The organism is Kribbella speibonae, from assembly GCF_004331375.1.
Taxonomy (GTDB): Bacteria; Actinomycetota; Actinomycetes; order Propionibacteriales; family Kribbellaceae; genus Kribbella; species Kribbella sindirgiensis.
Genome location: NZ_SJKC01000004.1, coordinates 501090 through 519107, shown reverse-complemented (window position 1 = coordinate 519107; position 18018 = coordinate 501090). Strand labels below are relative to the sequence as shown.

Annotated in this window: 19 protein-coding genes; 3 read left to right on the top strand and 16 right to left on the bottom strand. The window is 69.4% G+C overall.

Going from position 1 to position 18018, the window contains the following annotated elements; genetic code table 11:
- Positions 1-39 precede the first annotated feature (39 nt).
- On the top strand, positions 40-432 hold the full coding sequence (locus tag E0H92_RS30500; RefSeq protein ID WP_131498681.1) for a BlaI/MecI/CopY family transcriptional regulator: 393 nt from the start codon (positions 40-42) through the stop codon (positions 430-432).
- Positions 429-1334 (top strand): M56 family metallopeptidase, encoded by a 906-nt coding sequence (locus E0H92_RS30495; RefSeq protein ID WP_131498680.1) that lies wholly within the window; start codon positions 429-431, stop codon positions 1332-1334. The genes E0H92_RS30500 and E0H92_RS30495 overlap by 4 nt, the downstream gene beginning before the upstream one ends.
- Here the strand turns inward: E0H92_RS30495 and E0H92_RS30490 are convergent.
- The 5 genes from E0H92_RS30490 to E0H92_RS30470 form a co-directional block, all read right to left on the bottom strand.
- A complete protein-coding gene (locus E0H92_RS30490; protein ID WP_131498679.1) occupies positions 1327-1887 on the bottom strand; it encodes a dihydrofolate reductase family protein in 561 nt (186 codons plus the stop codon). The genes E0H92_RS30495 and E0H92_RS30490 overlap by 8 nt on opposite strands.
- A gap of 148 nt (positions 1888-2035) precedes the next feature.
- Positions 2036-3127 (bottom strand): threonine aldolase family protein, encoded by a 1092-nt coding sequence (locus E0H92_RS30485; RefSeq protein ID WP_131498678.1) that lies wholly within the window; start codon positions 3125-3127, stop codon positions 2036-2038.
- 41 nt (positions 3128-3168) lie between these two features.
- Positions 3169-3861: an anti-sigma factor family protein gene (locus tag E0H92_RS30480; protein WP_131463943.1), complete on the bottom strand. Its 693-nt coding sequence runs from the start codon at positions 3859-3861 to the stop codon at positions 3169-3171.
- Complete coding sequence (locus tag E0H92_RS30475; RefSeq protein WP_272948515.1) at positions 3854-4387, bottom strand: sigma-70 family RNA polymerase sigma factor; 534 nt, start codon at positions 4385-4387, stop codon at positions 3854-3856. Before E0H92_RS30475 ends, E0H92_RS30480 begins: the two co-directional genes overlap by 8 nt.
- Before the next feature lie 55 nt (positions 4388-4442).
- A complete protein-coding gene (locus E0H92_RS30470; protein ID WP_131463941.1) occupies positions 4443-4961 on the bottom strand; it encodes a COG4315 family predicted lipoprotein in 519 nt (172 codons plus the stop codon).
- A gap of 87 nt (positions 4962-5048) precedes the next feature.
- On the opposite strand from E0H92_RS30470, the gene E0H92_RS30465 reads away from it, so the two are divergent.
- Positions 5049-5372 carry a nuclear transport factor 2 family protein gene (locus E0H92_RS30465; protein ID WP_131498677.1) on the top strand — a complete coding sequence of 108 codons (324 nt, stop codon included), beginning with the start codon at positions 5049-5051 and terminating at the stop codon, positions 5370-5372.
- Positions 5373-5586: 214 nt separating this feature from the next.
- Here the strand turns inward: E0H92_RS30465 and E0H92_RS30460 are convergent, their stop codons facing one another.
- The 11 genes from E0H92_RS30460 to E0H92_RS30410 form a co-directional block, all read right to left on the bottom strand.
- Positions 5587-5817: a type II toxin-antitoxin system Phd/YefM family antitoxin gene (locus E0H92_RS30460; protein ID WP_131498676.1), complete on the bottom strand. Its 231-nt coding sequence runs from the start codon at positions 5815-5817 to the stop codon at positions 5587-5589.
- Between the two features lie 655 nt (positions 5818-6472).
- Positions 6473-10030, bottom strand: a complete 3558-nt coding sequence (gene smc / locus E0H92_RS30455) for a chromosome segregation protein SMC (protein ID WP_165550117.1) — start codon at positions 10028-10030, stop codon at positions 6473-6475.
- Between the two features lie 266 nt (positions 10031-10296).
- Positions 10297-10452, bottom strand: a complete 156-nt coding sequence (locus E0H92_RS30450) for a hypothetical protein (RefSeq protein WP_238151152.1) — start codon at positions 10450-10452, stop codon at positions 10297-10299.
- A gap of 188 nt (positions 10453-10640) precedes the next feature.
- Positions 10641-11495 carry a bifunctional DNA-formamidopyrimidine glycosylase/DNA-(apurinic or apyrimidinic site) lyase gene (gene mutM, locus E0H92_RS30445; protein WP_131463933.1) on the bottom strand — a complete coding sequence of 285 codons (855 nt, stop codon included), beginning with the start codon at positions 11493-11495 and terminating at the stop codon, positions 10641-10643.
- Between the two features lies 1 nt (position 11496).
- Positions 11497-12225, bottom strand: coding sequence for a ribonuclease III (gene rnc / locus E0H92_RS30440; protein WP_130387617.1), 729 nt, complete (start codon positions 12223-12225; stop codon positions 11497-11499).
- A 15-nt stretch (positions 12226-12240) separates the two neighbouring features.
- The gene (rpmF, locus tag E0H92_RS30435) at positions 12241-12432 is read right to left on the bottom strand and encodes a 50S ribosomal protein L32 (RefSeq protein ID WP_130387616.1); all 192 of its coding nucleotides are present in this window, start codon (positions 12430-12432) and stop codon (positions 12241-12243) included.
- A gap of 90 nt (positions 12433-12522) precedes the next feature.
- Positions 12523-13038 (bottom strand): YceD family protein, encoded by a 516-nt coding sequence (locus E0H92_RS30430; protein WP_165550109.1) that lies wholly within the window; start codon positions 13036-13038, stop codon positions 12523-12525.
- A gap of 128 nt (positions 13039-13166) precedes the next feature.
- Positions 13167-13637 (bottom strand): pantetheine-phosphate adenylyltransferase, encoded by a 471-nt coding sequence (gene coaD, locus E0H92_RS30425; protein WP_131498674.1) that lies wholly within the window; start codon positions 13635-13637, stop codon positions 13167-13169.
- A complete protein-coding gene (rsmD, locus tag E0H92_RS30420) occupies positions 13630-14181 on the bottom strand; it encodes a 16S rRNA (guanine(966)-N(2))-methyltransferase RsmD (RefSeq protein ID WP_338068882.1) in 552 nt (183 codons plus the stop codon). The genes coaD and rsmD overlap by 8 nt, the downstream gene beginning before the upstream one ends.
- Positions 14182-14186: 5 nt before the next feature.
- Positions 14187-16424, bottom strand: coding sequence for an ATP-dependent DNA helicase RecG (gene recG, locus E0H92_RS30415; protein ID WP_131498672.1), 2238 nt, complete (start codon positions 16422-16424; stop codon positions 14187-14189).
- Positions 16421-18013 (bottom strand): DAK2 domain-containing protein, encoded by a 1593-nt coding sequence (locus E0H92_RS30410; protein WP_131498671.1) that lies wholly within the window; start codon positions 18011-18013, stop codon positions 16421-16423. The genes recG and E0H92_RS30410 overlap by 4 nt, the downstream gene beginning before the upstream one ends.
- Positions 18014-18018: the final 5 nt, after the last annotated feature.

The following is an 18018-nucleotide window of genomic DNA, read 5'->3' as shown; positions in this document are numbered from 1 at the left end:
TAGCGCGGATCTACTACGACGTGTAGTTATACTGGTCACGTGGCGAGTGAGGAGAAGGGTCCACGCCCCTTGGGCGATCTGGAACGCCTGGTGATGGAGCGCCTCTGGGCGTCCCCGGCTGCGCTGACCGTGCGCGAGGTGCACGAGCAGCTGTCAGGCACGCGTGAGCTCGCCTACACCACCGTGATGACCGTTCTGGACCGGCTGGCGAAGAAGAAGCTGACCGAGCGCGAGCGGGACGGTAAGGCCTGGCGTTACCGCGCCGCCGCGCCCCGCGAGGAGCTGGCCGCCGACCTGATGCGGGACGCACTCGACCGTGCGGGCGACCGGCGCGAGGCCCTGGTCCGTTTCGTCGGCCAGGTCTCCGATGAGGAAGCGGCGCTGCTCCGCGAGGCCCTGTCCAAGCTGGACGACCAGGAGCAGACGGGGTGACCACCCCGGTCCTGCTGGCCGTACTGGCGCTGGTACTCACCGGCCCGGCACCGGCGCTGCTGGCTCGTTCCGACTGGCCCTACCGGGTCCCCCGCGCCGCGGTCATCCTCTGGCAGGCGATCGCATTGGCCGCCGTACTGGCTGCGCTAGGTGCCGGTATCGCGTTGTCGTACTCGATTGCCGGTCGCCCTGGTGAACCACGGTTCGATCCGTCGTCGGTACGGGACCTGGTAGCGGCGGCGATCCTCGCCATGGTCGCACTGGTCGTAGTGCGACTGCTGTGGGCGATCGGACGAGTAGCGGTCGGCACTCGGGCACGGCGCAAACGGCACCGCGATCTGGTCGACGTACTGGCCACACCGGACGGGCTGATCCCAGGACTGCGAGTACTGGCGGAGGAGACGCCGCTGGCGTACTGCCTGCCGGCGCTGCGTGGAGCGCGGGTTGTCGTGTCCGTTGGTGCGCTGGACCGGCTGGACGACAGTGAGCTGAAGGCGGTCCTCGCCCACGAGCAGGCGCACCTGCGGGCTCGGCACGACCTGGTGCTGGAGGAGTTCACCGCGCTGCACCACGCCTTCCCGCGCTGGGTACGCAGCGACGTTGCGCTGGAGCAGGCACGCACACTGGTCGAGCTGCTCGCCGACGACGACGCCCGCCGCCGCAACGGTCCACGTCCACTGGCCCGCGCCCTGGTCGCACTCGCTGGCTCACCCGCGCCAGAGGCCGCCCTGGCCGCAGCCAAGTCCGCCACAGTGCTGAGAGTGCAACGCCTCGCCGGCCCGGCGGCCAACGAGTCCACGCTGTCGGCGATCACGTACGCCGCCGCGGCCGCGCTCCTGATCCTGCCGACGATCACCATCGCCGCACCGATCGTCCAGGCGATCGTCGATGCGGTCAGCTAGCCGGCCGGTACCGCACCAGTACGCCGCCCGCACCCCACGGACGCGCCTCGATCAGCTCCAGGCCCACCGGCGAACCGCCGGACGGGAAGGCGCTCTTGCCCACTCCGAGCAGCACCGGGCAGATCCGCAGCTGCACCTCGTCGACCAGCCCGGCCCGCAGCAGCGACTGGAACAGCGTGATGCTGCCCCACAGGATGATGTCCTTGCCGGTCTGCTCCGCCTTCAGCGCACGCACCGCGTCCAGGTCCCGGACCACCAGGCCGGGCTCGTACGGACCCCACGGCGCACTGTCCAGCTTGGTCGACACCACAACCAGGCGCAGTGCGTTGAGCTTCTCCGCGATCGGCTCGCCGGCCGACGCCTCGGTCGGCCAGAACCCCGCGAACAACCGGTACGTCTCGGCGCCCAGCAGCATCGTGTCGACGCTCTCGAGCAGCTCGAGATTGTCGGTGTCGGGATGCGAGCCGATGGCGTCGAAGAACTCCAGCCCGCCGTCCGGCCCCGCCGCGTACCCGTCGAGCGTCACGTACTCCTGGAAGATCAGCCGCCTCATCCAGCGAGGCTACCCGAAATGTTTTCCCTCACCCCGTGCCACAGCCAGGAGCACGAGCCCCGACAGAACCAGCAGAACCACCATGGTGACGACGAATGTCAGCACTTCTCTCCCCGGATCCCCACACCCAACACACTGCCTGACGTACTCAGCGCCGCAAAAGTTCCCCGAACGCCTTGGCGATCTCGTCGACCTGCCACTCCAGCGAAGCCGGTGTCATCACCAGCTCGACCCACGACCACCCGGGTACGTCGGCCGGTTGCCACGGACCGCACAGCGCCTCGTGCGTCCGCTCCATCCGCTCGACGGCGGCGTGCTCGATCGACTCGGCGGCGCGCGGCGCGTAGACCCGGAACGAGTTGGTGTGCGGCGGCTCCGGGAAGACGCGGAAACCTTCGCTCTGCAAGGCCGTTGCGACCTCGATGGCTCGCTGGTGCAGGTCGTCCATCAGCGGCAGGACCGTGCGGAGTCCTTGGCGCGCGGACACGGCGTACGGGAAGAGCGAGTACAGGTTGCCGCCGAGACGCCGCTGCCACCGCCGTACCTCTGCGATGACGTCCTCGGGCCCGGCGAGCGCTGCGCCGCTGATGCCACCCAGCACCTTGTAGAACGACACGTACACCGTCGACGCCAGCACTGCGATCTCAGCGAGGCTGTGCTCCAGGTACGGCGTGCTCTCCCACAACCGCGCACCGTCCAGGTGCAGCGGTACGCCGCGCTCCGCGCAGGACTCGGAGAACACGACCAGCTCGTCCCACGTCGGCAGTACGAACCCGGCATCGCGCAGCGGCAGCTCCAACGTCACCGCAGCCAGCTCGCCCGGGATCGCGGCCAACTCGTCCGGTCGCGGCTGACGCGGTTCTGACGTCAGCCGCTCGATCCGCAGATGGTGTACCTCTTCCAGCGCGTTGAGCTCGTGCACCAGCAGATGTGCGAGCCCGTGGACCGCCACCCGGCTCGTGCCCGCGCGGTCGGCGTACACCCGCAGCACTCCTTGCTGAGCCAAGATGCCGGTCGGCAGGAACACCGCGGCCGGCTTGCCCAGCAGCTCCGCCACCTCCTGCTCCAGCGCTGCTACCTCACCACCGTTGCCGTAGACATCGACGAGATCGTCTGTGGCGACATCTGCAAGCTGCCGCAGCCGGTCGGCTGCCGGCACCCGCCGCTGGGACAGCCAGCGCTCACAGTTGTCCGCCGCGTTCTTCCGGCGCTCTCGCAGGTCCTCGGAGGTAGTAGCCACACCTCCATCCTCTCGTGTCCCGCAACGGCGTTAGATCGTGCCTAGATTGTCGCCGTCACCACGTGCTTTCCCTGCACGGTCCTGATCTCCACTGAACGCACCTGATCGGGCGGAACCAGTACACCGCCGCCGAACGCGCTCCCGCCCTTCGCGGCCTTCTCCGACACCAGCCAACTGCCCGCTACCCAGCTCGTACCGGACTTGTCGGTGATGACCATCTCGCACTGGTCGCCGGCCTTCAGACCCGTCACGTTCACTCTCACCCAGCTCCAGCCGGCGCGTGGCTCCACCGTGGCAGCCATGGTGGCGCCAGTGGTCGTGTCGGACGTCGTGACCTGCTTGGAACCGGCAACAGGCTGGTCGGGATCCGGCGCGGTCGACCGGCCGAGTACAACGCCTCCGCCGAGTGCACCAGCCACCACGACGACCGCGGCCGCGACGAGCAACCAGCGGGAGCGCCGCTTCGGAGGGGCCTGCACCTGGGGCTCCAGTACCTGAGGCTCACGGACCTCCCGCAGCGTGCGCTGCAGCAACAGGTCGCCACCCTCAGGCGGTCCCTCGAGGAACGCCTCCGGTGGGACCTCTCCCAGGAACTCCTTCATCTCGGTCAGCTCAGCCAGCTCCGTGCGGCACTCCGCACAGGTGGCCAGGTGCTCGTCGACGGCCGCTACCTCGGCCGGCTCCAGAGCGCCGAGGGCGTAGGCGCCCAACTGCGTACGGTCGTGCTCACTCATGGGACACCTCCGCTGCTTTCCCTGCCATCACCGCGCGCAGAGCTCGGAGGGCGTAGTACGAACGCGATTTCACGGTACCGGGTGGAACACCCAGCTCTTTGGCAGCCTCCGCCACGGACCGGCCGCGGTAGTACAGCTGCACGAGTACTTCGCGGTGCTCGGGCGACACCTTGTCCAGCGCATCCATCACGACCATGGTGTTGACCACGGACTCAGAGTGGTCTCCTGTGACCGGCGGCCTGTCCACGACGTCCGCCACCTCGGTCGGGCGCACCGCACGAGCACGGGCCCGGTCGGTGACCAGGTTGCGCGCCACCGTCAGCAGCCAGCCCCGCACAGACCCTCTGCCGCTGGTCAGGTCGTCCGCGTGCTTCCAGGCCCGCAGCAGCGTCTCCTGTACGACGTCCTCGGCCGCGGCACGGTCTCCGGTCAGGCGGGTCGCGTACGCGAGCAGGCTGCGGCCGTGCTCGGCGTACAGCGCACGGATCAGGGTCTCGGCGTCGTGCGGCCCTGGGTTGTCAGCCACCGACCGCACGATACCGGGATCAGCGGGCGCCCACACCACGGCGGCACCAGTCAGATCAGTAACCGTAGCCATTGCCGGAACCACCCGGCTTGGTGGTGATCTTCTGACCGTCCGCGCCGACGACCCACCAGACACCACCGACCGCCTGTCCCTTGGCCTCGCCGGCCGCGCTGTCACTGGCGAACAGGTACAGCGGCAGCCCCTTGACGGCCAACTGCTTGCTGCCGTCCGCGCGGGTGACGGTGCTGACCAGGGACGCGTCGATGCCCTCCAGTTGCGGCGTGCCGTCACCAGCCGGCACCACCGGCCACTTGGCGAGGCAGTCGCCCGAGCAGTTCGACGTACCGGACGTGTCCTTGTCGAACACGTACACGGTCCGTCCGTTGCCGTCGACAATGATCTTGCCGTAGTCGCCGACCGTCGCGGTCGCCAGCTTCACGGCAGCGGCCGCGCTGGAGGAGCTGCTCGGCGCGGAGGCTGCCGGCGCGTCGTCACTGCCGCACGCGGTCAGCCCGGACACCCCGAGCACACCGACGGCCAACCCACTCATCACACGCTTCACGACAGACTTCATCACAGGCTCCTCGGTCGGGTCCGAACGTCACCCGCCATACGTGCGGATCCTCTGACCGGTTCAAACGGGAGCGATATCGTCGGTCGCATGAGCCAAGAGATCCCCGCAGCGGTTCAGTGCGCGCTCGACGCGATCGACGCCCTGGACAACGACGCGTTCGTGGCGGCGTTCGCCGCGGACGGCTACGTGAACGACTGGGGCCGCGAGTTCCGCGGCCACGACCGGATCCGCTCCTGGAGCGACAACGAACTGATCGGCAAACGCGCCACGTTCACCGACACCCAGGTCACCACTCCCGGCAACCCCCTGACAATCCTCACCCAGGTCGGCGGCGAGGGCTTCAACGGCCCCTCCCACTTCACCTTCGAAACCGCCGGCGACCAACTGACGTCGATGACCATCACCGCCTGAGCCACGGGCCGGGATGGACTAACTGCCGGATCCGGTAAACGAGCATCCCCATTTTGAGCCGGTGCGGCAACTCCGACCGCCGTCAACTCCTGAGGCGGAATGCATGACGGCCTGCGGGAAAACAAATGTGCACATGCCGACGGTGCTTTCTTCCCACCAACGGGATCGACAGCCTGCCGCGCCCTTAGCCCAAAGGCACTGCGGCCAGGCGGCTTCACCCGGGGAGCGCGTCACCATCGGCCCGAAGTCCGGCCCCGTCGCCCTGCGGAAGTCGGCGACGACCGTCAATCAGCTCAGCAGTGGTCGGGCGCGGCCTCTGACTCAACGGGCGTAGCTCTGCGACCTCGGTGCCATTGCTCGTGATGCGGTACATCTCCCCGGCCTCGACCGCATCCAGAACCGCGTCGAGGCTGTCCTGCAACTCCGCCTGACTGATGATCTTCACCTGATCAGCGTAGGCGAGGTCGCCTGTTCCTATGCACCTGCGGTGGAGCGGATATCCGTTCGAATGCAGGGTTCTCTACTGATATGCGAGGGGAGAACCCTGCATGCGAATGGATAGCCTCTCGCGTTAGGGGTGATCTGTTGAGGTGCGAGGGTGAACATCCGTTGTGCTGACAGGTCCGTCGCCCGCAGCGCGGAGCCTGCACGGGCGCTGTGTCGCTCTGACCCGCTGGTGTACCCGAGTTCGCGTCGAGTCGTGGAGTTTGGCTGACCACAGGAACGTGGGTAACCGCACCGCCCGGCAGACGAGCGGATGGCCGGGTGCTTGGGACCGGTCCGCGGGGGGTGGAGGTTTGCGGAACATAACTGCCAGCCGACGGCGAAATGTTCCGGAAAGCGCGTTGGGTCGAGTGGATGAAGAGACTTGGGGAGGATCTTGTCCCAATTCGGGGGAGTAATCCTCCCCAGATCCGGGTCCCCTGAGGCCCGGCGACTCGTGCCGCAGCGCTGCACGCACGCGATGACCCCGACTGTTTGCAGATCGTCGTGCGGCGGCCGAGCGCCGACGCGGCTGGCGGGTTGTGGTGCGGCTGGCGGGTTGTTGCAAGTCAGCGGTGACACAACCCGCTAGCTGGGTGGCGGCAGTTGCGTACAACCTAGACCGGTTCGGGTTCGCGGATGCGTTGGGAGATGACGGCGGAGACGCCGTCGCCGCGCATCGTGACGCCGTAGAGGGCGTCGGCGACCTCCATGGTGCGTTTCTGGTGGGTGATGACCAGGAGCTGGCTGTTCTCGCGGAGTTCCTCGTAGATCTCCAGGAGGCGGCCGAGGTTGGTGTCGTCCAGCGCGGCCTCGACCTCGTCGAGGATGTAGAACGGCGACGGGCGCGCCTTGAACAGGGCGACCAGGAACGCGACCGCGACCAGCGAACGCTCACCACCGGACAGCAGCGACAGCCGCTTGACCTTCTTGCCCGGCGGGCGGGCCTCGACGTCGATCCCGGTGGTGAGCATGTCGTCGGGGTCGGTCAGGACGAGCCGGCCCTCGCCGCCCGGGAACAGCCGGCTGAAGACGTGCTCGAACGCGAGCTCGACGTCCCGGTACGCCTCGGTGAAGACCTGCTCGACCCGCTCGTCGACCTCCTTGACGATGTCCATCAGGTCCCGCCGGGACTTCTTCAGGTCCTCGAGCTGCTCGGAGAGGAACCGGTGCCGCTCCTCCATCGCCTCGAACTCCTCGAGCGCGAGCGGGTTGATCTTGCCGAGCTGGTTCAAAGCCCGCTCTGCCTGCTTGAGCCGCTTCTCGACCTTCGTCCGGTTGAACGGCTCCGCCTCGAGCTCCAGCGTGTCGTCACCGGTCGGCACCGGCGGCACCAGCTGGTCCGGTCCGTACTCCGTGACCAGCGCATCCACCTCGATACCGATCTCGCCCAGCGCCTTCTCGTACAGCGCCTCCAGCCGCATCTTCTGCTCGGCCCGCGCCAGCGCGTCCCGGTGCACGGTGTTCGTGAGCTGCTCGAGCTCGGAACTGAGGTTCCGCGACGCGGAGCGTGCCTGGGCGAGCGCCTGCTCCCGGTCGGCCCGCTGCGCCTGGATCGCCGCCCGCTCGGACGCCGCCAGCTGCAGCGACGACTCCAGCCGCGCCAGCACGTGACCAGCAGCCAGGTGTACGGCGTTCGCGGCCTCGGCCTGCCGCGCCCGGCGTGCCGCTCGCGCGATCGACCGGGCCCGCGCCTCGCGCTCCTGCCGGGCCGCGCGCTCCAGCGAGTCCGCGCGACCGGACAGCGCCCGGGCCCGCTCCTCGGTGGTCCGCAGCGCCAGCCGCGCCTCCATCTCGGCCGCACGCCCCGCCTTGGCCTCCTCGGCCAGCCGGTCGCGCTGCGACGTGTCCGGCTCGTCGCCTTCCTCGTCGAACGCCTCGGCGTCCGTCAGCCGCTCTTCGAGCTCGGCCAGACCGGACAGGTTCCGGTCCCGCTCCTCCTCGGCCGCGGCGATCGCCTCGGCCATCCGCTCGGCCTCACCGCGGGACGCCTTCGCCAGCGACCCGAAGTGCCCGAGCTGCTCGGCGACCGCCGCCATCGACGCGTCCGACTCGTGCAGCCGGGCCAGCGTGATCTCGACGGACTCCTTCTGGCGGGTCCGCTCGTCCTCCAGGCCCTGCAGCTCGAACCGCAGCCGCTCGCTCCGAGCCGTCGCCTCGGTCAGCTTCTCCGCCGCCTCGTCGACCGCGGACTGCACCTCGATCAGGCTCGGTGCCGCGTCGGACCCGCCGTACGCGAAATGCGCTCCGAGTACGTCGCCGACGCGCGTCGTGCACGTGACGTCGGGCAGGTTCCGCAGGAGGGACCGGGCCGCGTCCACGTCGTCGACGACCGCGACCTTGCGCAGCAGCCGCCGCAGGGCGGGTCGCAGGGTCTCAGGGCACTCCACGACGTCCACGGCGTACGACGCTCCGTACGGCAACGGCGGCCACAGTGCGTAGTCGTCGGCCGGGGCGTCGCCGAGGAGCATCCCGGCGCGGCCGAGGTCGTGCTCCTTGAGGTGACCGACGGCGTGCAGCGCCGCGTCGGTGTGCGTGACGGCGACGGCGTCCGCGGCCTCGCCGAGCGCCGCGGCGATCGCGGTCTCGTACCCGGACCGCACGCTCAGCAGAGCGGCGACAGAGCCCATCAGCCCGTTGACCTGCTCCGACGCGGCCAGCAGCGCGCCGGCCCCGTCCTTGCGGTTCAGACCAAGCTCGAGCGCCTCCTTGCGGGCGGCCAGACCGGTGCGCTCACGCTCGGCGTCGCGCTCCTCGGCCCGCAGCTTCGCCAGCCGCTCGTCCAGCTCGTCCAGAACCGCCTGGGCGGCCTCGTACTGGTCGTCGAGGCCCTTCTCGCCGGCATCCAGCCCGGCGACCTGGGTCTCCAGCGCGGTGAAATCGTGCTGCGCCTTCGCGGCCCGCTGCTCGGCCTCGCGCCGGTTGTTGGCGAGCCGGCCGATCTCGGACTCGGCGGCGGCCGCGCGGCTCTTCAGCGCGTTCACCTGACCGGTCAGCCGAGCCAGTCCTTCGCGGCGGTCCGCGGCGGCCCGGATCAGCGCCGAGATCCGGCGCTCCTCCTCGGCCTCCTGGGCCTCCAGCTGCTGGCGGCGCTCGACCGACTCGGCGAGCAGCTCGGAATGCGCCTCGACCTCGGCCTCGATCTGCGCCTCGGTCTCACGGACCCGGGCCGCTTCCAGTTCGAGTTCCTCTGGGTCACGCCCGGAGCGTGGCCCGTCCTCGGCCTCGTCGTTCAGCGACCGGATCCGGTCCGCCGCGATTCGCGCCGTACCTTTGATCTTCTCGCCGAAGCCGGACAGCTGGTACCAGGTGTCCTGAGCGGCCTGCAGCGCCGGCGCGTCCTCGCGGAGCGCCTCCTCCAGCTCGGCCTCCAGCTCGCGGGCCTCGTGCAGCTTCGCCTCGGTCTCGGTCCGCCGCTGGGTGAGCGCGGCCTCGTCCCGCAGCTCCGCCTCGAGCGCGGACTGCGCCTGGACGATGTCGTCGGCGAGCAGCCGCGCGCGGCCGTCCCGGACCTCCGCCTGGATCGTCACCGCCCGGCGCGCCACCTCCGCCTGGCGCCCGAGCGGCTTCAACTGACGGCGGATCTCCTGGATCAGGTCCCCGAGCCGGTGCAGGTTGCCCTCGGTGGCCTCCAGCTTCCGGATCGCCTTTTCCTTGCGCTTGCGGTGCTTCAGGACGCCGGCGGCCTCCTCGACGAACCCGCGGCGGCCTTCCGGCGTGGCGCGCAGGATCGAGTCCAGCTGGCCCTGGCCGACGATGACGTGCATCTCGCGGCCGATACCGGAGTCGCTGAGCAGTTCCTGGACGTCCAGCAGGCGGCAGTTCTGGCCGTTGATCTGGTAGTCGGACCCGCCGTTGCGGAACATCGTCCGGCTGATCGTCACCTCGGCGTACTCGATCGGCAGTGCGCCGTCGGTGTTGTCGATGGTGAGCACCACCTCGGCGCGACCCAGCGGGGCGCGGCCGGAGGTGCCGGCGAAGATGACGTCCTCCATCTTGCCGCCGCGCAGCGACTTGGCGCCCTGCTCACCCATCACCCAGGCCAGTGCGTCCACGACGTTGGACTTGCCGGAGCCGTTCGGCCCGACGATGCAGGTGATGCCTGGTTCGAAGTTCATCGTCGTCGCGGACGCGAACGACTTGAAGCCCCGGAGCGTCATGCTCTTCAGGTACAAGGCGAAGCTCTCCAACCCGTGAAAGGACAGACGGTACCGAAGGAACCGCCGTAGCTGTACGTCGCGCTGCCGCTACCCGGGGGAAGGTGTTCCGCTTCGCAGTCTACAAAGAGAACCGCGGAATCCAGCGGAGGCCAGGCCGTTGAGAGATGGCCGGCGAATCATCGGGATGCACAACAAGAAGAACCTACAACCGGCGGAGGCCCGGACGGGGGCCACCGCCGTTCTGCAGCTAGTGCCGGACGGTCGAGATGAATCTAGGTGCTTCAGACCGAAGCGGGAGTGCGCAGGGCCTCGTCGACTGTGAGCAGCCGACCCTCGTGGATCTGTGCCACCAGGTGGTCGTTCTCCGCCTGAAGCCGCATCACGTGCGCCTCCAGATCTGCGACGCGCCGGTTGAGCAGACGAACCTGCTCGAGCATGCGCGGGTCAGTGCCTCCAAGATGCCCTAGAAGAGCCTTGGCCATTGTGCTGTCCTCCGGAAGGGTTCTGGCCGGTCGCGCTCCGTATCGGGGTCATCAGGGAGCGCCGAAAATGTGTGCCGTCTTTCAGGGTGACACCGGCGAGGGCGACGGGTCAACCTGGGCCACGTTTATTAACGATACCTCGCTCACCAGCGGACCAGCCGCGGAACCGGCTGACATTTCGGGCACCGGTACGACGAACGGTTCATGAACGGCTCGCGACGGATCGGCCGGCCGTCCCGTGGACACGGCGATCCCTCCTGCCCGTAGACGTTCAGGCCGCGCTCGAAGTACCCGGATTCCCCGTTCACGTTGACGTACAGGGCGTCGAAGCTGGTGCCACCAACGGTCAGCGCCTCGGCCATCACGGCGTGCGCCTGCTCGAGGATGCCCCTTATTTGTAAGGGTTTCAGCGTTTCTGTCGCCCGGGCGTAGTGCAGCTTGGCCCGCCACAACGCTTCGTCGGCGTAGATGTTGCCGATCCCGCTGATCGCGGTCTGGTCCAGCAGCGCTCGTTTGAGCCCGGTCCGTCGGCGGCGGATCTTCGCCGTCGCCAGCTCCGGATCGAACAGAGGATCGAACGGGTCGCGGGCGATGTGGGCGATCTCGGCGGGCAGTTCGGCGCCGCCCTCGGAGTACGAAAGACCACCGAACATCCGCTGGTCCACAAAACGGACCTCTCCGCCGCCGTCGGCGAACCGGAACCGGACCCGGAGATGCGGCTCGTCGGGCGCGCCGACCGGCTGGACCCGGAACTGACCGCTCATTCCGAGGTGGGTCAGAACCGCGTCACCGGACGTCAAAGGCAGCCAGAGGTACTTCCCGCGCCGGGCCGGCTCCGCGAAAACCTGGCCCTTGAGCCGCGAGACGAAGTCCTCCGGCCCGGCGGCGTGACGCCGTACCGGGCGGGGGTGCAGCACCTCGACGCTCTCGACGGTGCGCCCGGTGAGGAAATCCACCAGGCCGCGCCGTACGACTTCTACTTCCGGGAGCTCGGGCAACTCAGGACTGCGAGGGGTCCACGCTGTCGGGATGCGCGGCGCGCAGGGCCTTCCAGGCGGTCTCGGCGGCCTGCTGCTCGGCTTCCTTCTTGCTCCGGCCGATGCCGTGGCCGTAGGTGTCGGAACCGATTCGGACCCGCGCCTCGAACGTCTTGGCGTGGTCCGGTCCGGACTCCGCGATCACGTACTCGGGGACGCCGACGCCGAGCTGGGCGACCAGCTCCTGCAGCGACGTCTTCCAGTCCAGGCCGGCGCCGAGCCGGGCCGAGGACTCCATCAGGTCGTCGAACAGCCGGTGCACGACCCCGCCCGCGACCTCGAAGCCGCGGTCCAGGTACACGGCGCCGATCAGCGCCTCGACACAGTCGGCAAGGATCGACGACTTGTCCCGGCCGCCGGTGGCCTCTTCCCCGCGGCCGAGCCGCAGGTACTTGCCCAGCTTGAGCTCGCGGGCGACACCCGCGAGCGCACGCATGTTGACCACCGCGGCCCGTAGCTTGGCCAGTCGGCCCTCGGACAGGTCCGGGTGGTTCCGGAACAACGACTCCGTGACGATGACGCCGAGCACGGAGTCCCCGAGGAACTCCAGTCGCTCGTTCGTCGGCAGCCCGCCGTTCTCGTACGCGTACGAGCGGTGGGTGAAGGCGTGCTCCAGCAGTTCGTCAGCCAGCGATACGCCGAGCCGCTGGTTCAGCTCGGCGTAGAGCCCCGTTTCGTTGGCAGAGTTCACTGTGAAGGTGGCCGTTTAGCTCTCGACGACCTGGCGGCGCTCGCCCTTGGCGCCGTACTGGCCGCAGTTCGGGCAGACGGTGTGCTGCAGGTGCTTCGCGCGGCAGGCGGGGTTCACGCAGGTCACCAGCGACGGGGCAGTCGTCTTCCACTGCGCCCGGCGGCTCCGGGTGTTGCTGCGCGACATCTTCCGCTTCGGAACGGCCACGGTTATGACTCCTCGGTTCGGCCGGGGGCCTGGTGGACCCGGCCGGCTCAGTCTGACGATTTCGGTACTGCGGTGGTGCGGTGGAGCTGTTCAGTTGTCCTGCTGGTCCTGCTCGAGCAGGTTTCCGAGGGCGGCCCAGCGTGGGTCGGTCCCGTCCTCGTGCTTGTGGCCGGGCTCGTCCGCCAGGCGTACCCCGCAGTCGGGGCACAGACCCGGACAGTCGTCCGTACACAACGGCTGGAACGGCAGTGCGAGCACCACCTGGTCCCTCAGCACCGGCTCGAGGTCGATCAGATCGCCCTCCATCCGGCTGGCCTCGTCCGGCTCGGCTTCGCTCTCCGGGTAGACGTACAGCTCCTGGACGTCAGCGAGGAACTCGTCCTCGATATCGACCAGGCACCGCGCGCACTCCCCGACCAGACGGCCGCGGGCCGTTCCGGTGACGAGCACCCCTTCGACCACCGATTCCAGCCGTAGATCGAACTGGATCGGATCGCCTTCGGGGACGCCGATCACGTCGATTCCGAGATCCGCCGGCGCCGGGCTCGAGAAGGTGACTTCGCGTTGGGACCCTGCGCGGCGGGTCAGCTCGTGGGTATCGATCACGAGTGGGGACCGCGGGTCCAAGACGCTCAGAACATCCCTTTCAGGCGTGGGCAGGCAAGAACTCGGTCTCGTCGAGACCGGTGATCTACACTACCAACTCCCCGGCGCTGCGCCCAATCCGGGGACAGTCACAGCGTGTTCAGTAACCGTGCGTGAACGGCTGGGGTCACGAACGTGCTGACGTCGCCGCCGAGGCGGGCGATCTCCTTGACCCAGCTGGACGAGATGAAGGCGTGTTCCGGCGCGGTCGGCAGGAAGAACGTGTCGACGCCGGTCATCCGCCGGTTCAGCTGCGCCATCTGCAGTTCGTAGTCGTAGTCGGCGGCCGACCGCAGGCCCTTTACCATCACGGCGGCGCCCTCGGCCCGGCAGTAGTCGACCACCAGGCCCTCGAAGGAGCCGACCCGGACGTTCGGGAACGGTTCGACCAGCTCGGTGAGCATCTCGATCCGCTCCTGCGGCCCGAACAGCCGGTTCTTCGACTGGTTCACCCCGGTCGCGACGATCAGCTCGTCGAAGGCGGCAGCAGCCCGCGTGATGACGTCCAGGTGCCCGACCGTCGGCGGGTCGAAGGTCCCTGGGAAGACGGCCTTAACCATGGCGGTGACCGTACCAAAGGCGGGCCTCGCCGTACTTGCGGTCGCGCAGCGCGGCGAACCCCTCGGGCCAGTCCCACGGCTCCCGTTTCCCGCGTTCGACGACCACCACCGCGTCGTCGGCGAGCCAGCCGTGCGCCGCCAGGCCGGTCAGCACCTCCTGCAGCTCGGCGGTCTCCAGCTTGTACGGCGGGTCCGCGAACACGAGGTCGAACACCGCGAGGGCGTCACCGGCCGTCACCTTCTCCACGGGCCGGGTCAGGAGCGTCGCTCCCGGCAGGCCCACGACCTTGATGTTGGCCGCGATCACCTCGGCCGCTTTCCGGTCCGATTCGACCAGCACGGTCGTGGCAGCGCCCCGGGAGAGCGCCTCCAGCCCGATCGCGCCGGATCCGGCGTACAGGTCGAGGACCGCGAGCCCATGGAAGCTGCCGAACTCGGACTCCAGCGACGAGAACAACGCCTCCCGCACCCGATCCGCCGTCGGCCGAGTCCCACTCCCCGCCGGTACGCCGATCCGCCGCCCACCAGCCGCTCCCCCGATCACGCGCGTCAATGCTTCTCCAGGTATTCGGTGGTCTCGGACTGCAGGGCGGCTCGGACGATCGTGAGCAGCTCCGGGAACTCGGACAGGGCGGGGTCCACCCCGACGATCCTGGTGGCCTCGTGGCGGGCCGCGAGGATGATGTCCTCGTCCCGCAGCACGCTGAGCAGTTTGAGGCTGCTGCGCCGCCCGGACTGCGCGACACCCAGTACGTCGCCCTCGCGGCGGGTCTCGAGGTCGATCCGCGACAGCTCGAACCCGTCGGTCGTCGACGCCACCGCGTCCAGGCGCCCGTACGACTTGGAACCCGCCCACAGGTCCGTGACCAGCAGGCACAGCCCGGGCACCTTGCCCCGCCCGACCCGCCCGCGCAGCTGGTGGAGCTGCGAGATCCCGAACCGGTCGGCGTCCATGATCACCATCGTCGAGGCGTTCGGTACGTCGACGCCGACCTCGATGACTGTGGTGGCGATCAGGACGTCGATGTCGCCGGCCGCGAACCGGGACATCACCGCGTCCTTCTCCTCGGCCGGGAGCCGCCCGTGCAGGATCTCGACGCGCAGGTCGTGCAGGATCTCCGCCAGCGCCTCGGACACCTGCATCACCGAGATCGGCGGCCGCGCCTGCTTCTTCCCGCCCTCATCGGTCTCGAGGAGCTCGCCTTCCTCGTCCTTCGCGTTCTTGACGTCGTCGCCGATCCGCGGGCACACGACGTACGCCTGGTGGCCCTTGCCGACCTCCTCGCGGACCCGCGCCCAGGCCCGCTGCAGCCAGTCCGGCCGCTCCTTGGCGGGCACCACGGACGACTGGATCGGCGACCGCCCGGCCGGCAACTGGGTGAGCGTCGAGACCGCGAGGTCGCCGAACACCGTCATCGCCACCGTGCGCGGGATCGGCGTCGCGGTCATCACCAGCACGTGCGGCGTGTTCGCCCCGGATTTCGCGCTCAGCGCGGCCCGCTGCTCGACCCCGAAGCGGTGCTGCTCGTCGACCACCACGAGCCCGAGATCCGCGAACTGGACCTTGTCCTCGAGCAGCGCGTGCGTCCCGACCACGATCCCGGCCGCACCACTGGCCGCGTCGAGCATCGCCGTACGGCGGGACGCGGTGTTCAGCGAACCGGTCAGCAACCCGATCTTGGTGGCATGCTCCGCGCCGCCGAGCATGCCCTGCTCGGCCAGGTCGCCGAGCATCTTGGTGAGCGTCTTGTGGTGCTGGACCGCGAGCACCTCGGTCGGCGCCAGCAGGGCCGCCTGGCCGCCGTTGTCGACCACGGACAGCATCGCCCGCAGCGCGACCACGGTCTTGCCGGAGCCGACCTCGCCTTGCAGCAGCCGGTGCATCGGGTGCGGCCGGGCGAGGTCGGCGAAGATCTCCTCCCCCACCTCGGCCTGGCCTTCGGTCAGCTCGAACGGCAGCCGTTGGTCGAAGTCGTCGAGCAGTCCACCGGTCTGCCGCGGCCGCGGTACGGCGCTCAGCGCGTCGGTCACCGCGCGGCGCTGAGCGAGGATCGTCTGCATCACCAGCGCTTCCTCGAACCGGAACCGCTGCTGCGCGTCGTGAATGTCCTTCTCGGTGTCCGGAAGATGCACCTTCTGCAGGGCTTCGCGCAGACCGAGCAGCTTCTCGTTGCGCAGCACCAGGTCCGGGACCGGGTCGTCGACGCGGTCGTCCAGGCTGTCCAGGACGATCTTGACCGAGCGCTCGATCGTTGCGGTCGGCAACTTCCCGGTCGCCGGGTAGAGCGGGCGGAAGGGCCGGGCCCGGCGTTCGATCTCGGCCTCGGTGAGGTCGTCCTCGTCCAGGATCTCGGTGCCGGGGCCCTTCAGCTGCATGGTGTCGCGGAACATCGTCACCTCGCCCCAGAACAGCGCGGCGGTGCCGGGGGTCAGTTTGGTCAGCAGCCAGGGCTGGTTGAAGAACGCCAGCTCCAGGTCGTTGCGGCCGTCGGTGACCACGACCTTGGTGATCGTCCGCTTCTTGCGGAACTTGTAGACGTCGTCGGCCTTGATCTCGATCTTGGTGTCCAGCGCGCGGGCCGTCACCTTCTTGACCCGGCCGCTGACGGTCGCCTGGTCGCCGACCTCGAGTTCGTCGAACGGGGTCAGCTCGCCCTTCTTCAGGTACCGCCGCGGGTAGTGCCGCAGCAGCTCGCCGACGGTCTCGATCTCGAGCACGTCGGCGAACGTCTTGGCCGTCTTCGCCCCGAGGAAGTCCCGAAGCTTGCGGTCCATGTCAGTCTTCATTCCACCCCGATCAGCAGCGGGTACCTGTCCTGCCCTCCGTCGTACACCACGACGTCGACATCTTTGCGTTGCCGGCGAACGTGCCGCTCCACGGCGTCGGCCAGGGCCGGGTCGGCGTCGCGGCCGGTGACGATCGTGAGCAGCTCGCCACCGCCGCCGAGCAACCGGTCGACGACCTCCAGCGCCGCCTCCTCGAGATCGCCGGTGATCAGCGCGAAATCGCCGTCGACAACGCCGAGCGCGTCGCCGATCCGGCACCGGCCGGCCATCGTCCAGGCGTCCTTGACCGCGATCGTGACGGCGCCGTGCCGGGTCTGCCCTGCGGCGGCCGACAGGTGCACGACGTCGTCGTCGAAGCTGCGGTCCGGGTCGTGGACGGCGATCGCCGCGAGGCCCTGGACCTGGGCGCGGGTGGGGATCACGGCGACCCGGATCCCGTCCTGGCGGGCAGCGGTCGCGGCGGCCTCGGCGACCGCGATCGAGTCCTGGTCATTGGGCAGAATCACGATCTCGGGCGCCTGCGACTGCTCGATCGCCTGCAGCAGCTCGCCGGTGGAACAGCGGCGGCCGGGGCCACCGCGGATGATCCGGGCGCCGGCCTCGGTGAACAGGCCTGCGAGCCCGTCGCCGGCCACGACTGCGATCACGGCGCGGCTCGGAGCGGGCTCGTGGTGGTGGGCCTGGTCGTCGAAGTGGGTGACCCGGATCCGGTGCGGGCGGCCGATGTCGATGCCGTGCTCGATCGCGGCGCCGACGTCGTCGGTGTGCACGTGGACGTTCCAGAGCGCGTCGCCGCCGACCACGACGACCGAGTCGCCGAGCGCGGCCAGGGCCTGCCGGAAGTCGCCGATCTTGTCGTCGGGCGCGTCCAGCAGGTACATCACCTCGTACGCCGGCCCGTCCTGGCTCTCCGCGCTCTCGCCCTGCGGCTCGACCCTGGCCGGTACGTCGACCCGCACGTGCTGCCCGGTGAGGACCGATTCCATCGCGCCCAGGATGACGACGAGACCCGCTCCCCCGGCGTCGACGACGCCCGCGCGACGCAGTACGTCGAGCTGTTCGGTCGTCCTCGTGAGGGCCTGGCGGGCGGAGGCGACCGCGGCGAGGCAGACGTCGGCGAGGGTCTTGCCGTCGTTCGCGGCGGTCATCGCACCGGTGGCGGCGGCGCGGGCGACGGTGAGCATCGTGCCTTCGACGGGCTGCGCGACGGCCCCGTACGCGGCGTCGGCGGCGTACTTGAGCGCGTCGGCGAAGGCGGCGGCCTCACTCATCCGGGAATCGTGGTGCGGGAGGTTCTCGTCGAGGCGGAGGCCGCAGGCGCGGATCAGCTGGGAGGTGATCACGCCGGAGTTGCCGCGGGCGCCGAGCAGGGCGCCGCGGCCGAAGGCCTGGATCGCCTCGGTGAAGGTCAGTTCGCCCTTGGGCAGCGCGTCGCAGGCGGCTTCCCAGGTCAGGTAGAGGTTGGTGCCGGTGTCGCCGTCCGGTACCGGGTACACGTTCAGCTCGTCGATCTCGGTCCGGGCCCGGGCCAGGTCGGCCAGTGCGGTCCGGGCCCAGGCCCGCAGCACGTCAACGGTCAATTCCTCCACGCCCG

What these genes read in the sequence shown, in the direction of transcription:
- E0H92_RS30490 (WP_131498679.1), bottom strand. Translation starts at nt 1,887, where the DNA reads ATGAGGCGGCTGATCTTCCAGGAGTACGTGACGCTCGACGGGTACGCG.
- E0H92_RS30480 (WP_131463943.1), bottom strand. Translation starts at nt 3,861, where the DNA reads ATGAGTGAGCACGACCGTACGCAGTTGGGCGCCTACGCCCTCGGCGCT.
- E0H92_RS30470 (WP_131463941.1), bottom strand. Translation starts at nt 4,961, where the DNA reads ATGAAGTCTGTCGTGAAGCGTGTGATGAGTGGGTTGGCCGTCGGTGTG.
- E0H92_RS30465 (WP_131498677.1), top strand. Translation starts at nt 5,049, where the DNA reads ATGAGCCAAGAGATCCCCGCAGCGGTTCAGTGCGCGCTCGACGCGATC.
- E0H92_RS30450 (WP_238151152.1), bottom strand. Translation starts at nt 10,452, where the DNA reads ATGCTCGAGCAGGTTCGTCTGCTCAACCGGCGCGTCGCAGATCTGGAG.
- coaD (WP_131498674.1), bottom strand. Translation starts at nt 13,637, where the DNA reads ATGGTTAAGGCCGTCTTCCCAGGGACCTTCGACCCGCCGACGGTCGGG.
- recG (WP_131498672.1), bottom strand. Translation starts at nt 16,424, where the DNA reads ATGAAGACTGACATGGACCGCAAGCTTCGGGACTTCCTCGGGGCGAAG.